The following is a 3547-nucleotide window of genomic DNA, read 5'->3' on the forward strand; positions in this document are numbered from 1 at the left end:
GGTGCCGTCGGAGACGCTGATCAGAGGTCCGACCGCCGTCCGGCCCGGCGCAATGCCGGGCCACTCGCGGGCGGCAGGTCTGCATAACGTGGATGCGCGCGAACGGCCCCGACCGCGAGGCCGGCACAGCATCGACGCATGTGGGGGGCACGGTGATCGACATCGACCAGGTGGGCGTCTTCCTCGGCCTGGACGTCGGCAAGAGCAACCATCACGGTCACGGGCTCACCCCGGCCGGGAAGAAGGTCTTCGACAAGCCGCTGCCGAACGGCGAACCCCAGTTGCGGGCCGTCTTCGACAAACTCAAGACCAAGTTCGGCACCGTCCTGGTGATCGTGGACCAGCCAGCCTCCATCGGAGCCCTGCCGCTGACCGTCGCCCGCGACGCGGGCTGCCAGGTGGCCTACCTTCCCGGCCTGGCGATGAGGCGGATCGCCGACCTTTACCCCGGCGAGGCCAAGACCGACGCCCGCGACGCGGCCGTCATCGCAGACGCCGCCCGCACCATGCCTCACACCCTGCGCCGTCTCGAACCGGCCGACGAGATCACTGCCGAACTGACAATGCTGGCCGGCTTCGACCAGGATCTGGCCGGCGAGGCCAACCGCACCTCCAACCGCATCCGCGGCCTGCTCACCCAGTTCCCCCCAGCCTCGAACGCGTCCTGGGACCCCGCCTGGACCACCCAGCCATCACCTGGCTCCTCGAGCGCTACGGATCCCCGGCCGCTCTGCGCAAAGCCGGCCGCCGCAAGCTCGTCGAGGTCATCCGGCCCAAGGCGCCCCGCATGGCCACCCGGCTCATCGACGACATCTTCACCGCCCTCGACGAACAGACCGTCGTCGTTCCCGGCACGGCCACCCTCGATGTGATCGTGCCCTCACTGGCGAAGTCACTGGCCGCCGTCCACGAACAACGCCGGGCCCTTGAGGCCCAGATCGAGGCCCACCCTCTTTCCAAGGTCCTGACGTCGATGCCCGGCGTCGGCGCCAGGACCGCCGCAGTCCTCCTGGTCACCATCGGCGACGGCAGCTCGTTCCCGTCCGCCGCCCACCTGGCCTCCTATGCCGGCCTCGCCCCCACGACGAAATCGTCGGGGACCTCGATCCACGGCGAACACGCACCCAGAGGGGGCAACCGGCAACTGAAACGCGCGATGTTCCTCTCCGCATTCGCAGCCCTGCACGATCCCGCCTCCCGCACCTACTACGACCGCTGCCGGGCCCGCGGAAAGACCCACACGCAGGCACTTCTCCGTCTGGCCCGCCACCGCATCAGCGTGCTGTTCGCGATGCTCCGCGACGGCACCTTCTACGAACACAGAACCCCCCGCCTCGCTTGACGAAAGACATAGAGGCACCCCCCCGCCCATCCGGCGCCGACCGCGACGAGCTGGTGCCCTGCCTCTCCTGCGGCCGCCGGTTCCGCTCCCTGGGCCCGCACCTGGCCCGCGCGCACCGGATGACCGCCGCGGAGTACCGCGCCGAACACCACCTGTCCGCCAGCACCGCGCTGATGGCCCCCGCAGTGCGCGGCGCACTGTCGCGGGCGACGACGACCGCGATGACCACGGACCCCGACCTTTCGACCGGATGCGGGCCGCGACGCCCGCACCGTCCGACCTGGCGCAGCGCTCCGCCGCTGGACCGCGCGCCGGGCGGGCGCCGCGCCGGGGACTGGCCGCAGGCCGCCCGGCCGTATGACCGCCAACCGCGACGAAGACGCCCACCCGGACGCCGACCGGATCGATTTCACCCGCCAGGGACCACCCCAGCTGGCCTTCGGACACGGCCCGCACTACTGCCCCGACGCCCCGCTGTCCCGCATGGAAGCGGACGTCCTGCTCGGGACCCTGCTGCGCCGCCTTCCCCGCCTGCGGCTCGCCCACCCCGCCCATCAGGTGCGATGGCAGCCCGGCACGATCTTTCGCGGACCCGAGGAGCTGGCCGTGACGTGGTGATGGCGGGGTGCGCGCCGTAGGCGGCGGGCGCGGCGCTGGTCATCAGGACCGCCGGCGGCTCGTGAACGCCTCATCGAGGTCGGGGCAGGGGCCGGTGGGGAGCGACGGGAACAGGCTGGGCGCATGTCCGCGAAGCTGATCGTCTACCCGCCCGACGAGCAGGGCTGGCGCCGGGTGCGCTACGACGGCGTTGCGATCGGGGTGGCGCACCGGCAGGCCGACATCAGGGTCTTCCTCGCGGCCGCTGGGCTGGAGAACGCCGAGGACGTGGACCTCACCGACCCCGACTTCGTGGAGTGGCGAGGCGCCGGCCCAGAGGCGTGGGAGCCCTCTCGGTGAGCCGCCGGAGCGGAAGCGCACGAACGAGAACGGCGCTCGCCTCGGATGAACTGGTGAGCGCCGCTCTCCGGGCCGGGCCGGAAGTCTCAGCCGTGGGAGTACGGTCCGGTCCCGCGCCTACAGCAGGAAGTCGACCGCGCAGCCTGGCTGCGCTGGAGGCCGTCGTCGGAACAACGACGACGGCCTGGCGGTCCTGGCGGGCGGTGCACGCGAGCGCCCGCTGCCGACCCTGCTGGCCGCGTACGGGCAGCACACGCTCCACCGTGTCCTGATCACCGCGTTCGGTATCGGCGCCACCATGGACTACGACGAAACAGGCCGGCTGGTCGCGGAGATCAACAGTGATCCGATGGCCCGCATGGTCTCGAAAGGTCCATCGCGAGCAGCACCCAGCGCCGGACCTGCTCGGCCGCCTGTCGCACGAAGAGCTACCGCAGAAACCGGCCCAGGCCACCGAAGCCGGCCGAGAGCGCCTCATCACCTGCGCACACTGCGAGCGAAGCCTCTCCATCCGAGTCTCGGAAAGCGTCGCTACTGCTCACACACCTGCCGCGAGGCCGCCTACCGGGCACGACGGCGCGAACGGGAAGCGATCCCCATCGTGACCTGCGAGGCATGCCAGAACCCCATCGGCAGATCCCCAACAGACGCTGGTGCTCGAAGCGGTGCAGTGGGTGGGCCTGGCAGAAGAGCATGGGCCTGTCCGCCCTGCCCTTTCCATTGGCCGCCGACCGAGGGGTGGGTGTGGACCCGATCTGCTCGTGCCCGCGCCTTCCCAAGGAGTGGTGCGAGGGATGCGGCGGATGCGTCGTCTGTGGACAGTGCCGCGAACCGGTCGCCGCGCTCGCCCGCATCGGCGGCCCGGCCGCCGTCGGAGGGTGACGGGCCGATCGCCGCGAGCATGTCGTTGAGGTGGAGGTCGGCGGCCTCTGCCAGGGGGCGTCCGTGGATCCCTGGCTGCTGCCAGTACAGATGCCTGATCACCGCGATCAGCTCCGGAGAATGGACGGCATCCACCTCGCTCCGCAGTCGCTCTACCTGCTCCAGCACGATCTGCCGCGTCCGGTCGCGCCGCTGCTGGGCTTCGGCGAGCTCGGCTTCGGCTCCGGTGAAGTCACGGACTGACTGCTCGATGCCGTCCAGAGTCTCGTCCAAGCTCTCCTCGCTGCGCGGGGTGAACGGTCTCCCCGCTGCGGGGCACGCTGTCTGCGTTGTGCGTCAGGTGCGCAACGAGCGGGCGGTGGGGCC

General features: G+C 71.0%; 3 protein-coding genes and 2 pseudogenes. 4 read left to right on the forward strand and 1 reads right to left on the reverse strand.

Going from position 1 to position 3547, the window contains the following annotated elements; genetic code table 11:
* Positions 1–152 precede the first annotated feature (152 nt).
* The 4 genes and pseudogenes from IH00_RS39665 to IH00_RS0136150 all read left to right on the forward strand — a co-directional run bounded on the left by IH00_RS39665 (position 153) and on the right by IH00_RS0136150 (position 2299).
* Positions 153–1342 (forward strand): annotated as a pseudogene (locus tag IH00_RS39665) (IS110 family transposase).
* Positions 1343–1395: 53 nt separating this feature from the next.
* Positions 1396–1470 (forward strand): annotated as a pseudogene (locus IH00_RS45675) (hypothetical protein); the annotation flags it as partial.
* 229 nt (positions 1471–1699) lie between these two features.
* Positions 1700–1960: a cytochrome P450 family protein gene (locus IH00_RS44845; RefSeq protein WP_031080725.1), complete on the forward strand. Its 261-nt coding sequence runs from the start codon at positions 1700–1702 to the stop codon at positions 1958–1960.
* A gap of 123 nt (positions 1961–2083) precedes the next feature.
* Positions 2084–2299, forward strand: coding sequence for a hypothetical protein (locus IH00_RS0136150; RefSeq protein WP_031080727.1), 216 nt, complete (start codon positions 2084–2086; stop codon positions 2297–2299).
* A gap of 561 nt (positions 2300–2860) precedes the next feature.
* On the opposite strand, the gene IH00_RS44850 is transcribed toward IH00_RS0136150, so the two are convergent.
* Positions 2861–3454 (reverse strand): hypothetical protein, encoded by a 594-nt coding sequence (locus IH00_RS44850; protein ID WP_234335117.1) that lies wholly within the window; start codon positions 3452–3454, stop codon positions 2861–2863.
* Positions 3455–3547 lie beyond the last annotated feature (93 nt).

The organism is Streptomyces sp. NRRL S-118, from assembly GCF_000716335.1.
Classification (GTDB): Bacteria; Actinomycetota; Actinomycetes; order Streptomycetales; family Streptomycetaceae; genus Streptomyces.

Coding starts and splice junctions, on each gene's coding strand:
- IH00_RS44845 (WP_031080725.1), top strand. CDS start 1,700: ATGACCGCCAACCGCGACGAAGACGCCCACCCGGACGCCGACCGGATC.
- IH00_RS0136150 (WP_031080727.1), top strand. CDS start 2,084: ATGTCCGCGAAGCTGATCGTCTACCCGCCCGACGAGCAGGGCTGGCGC.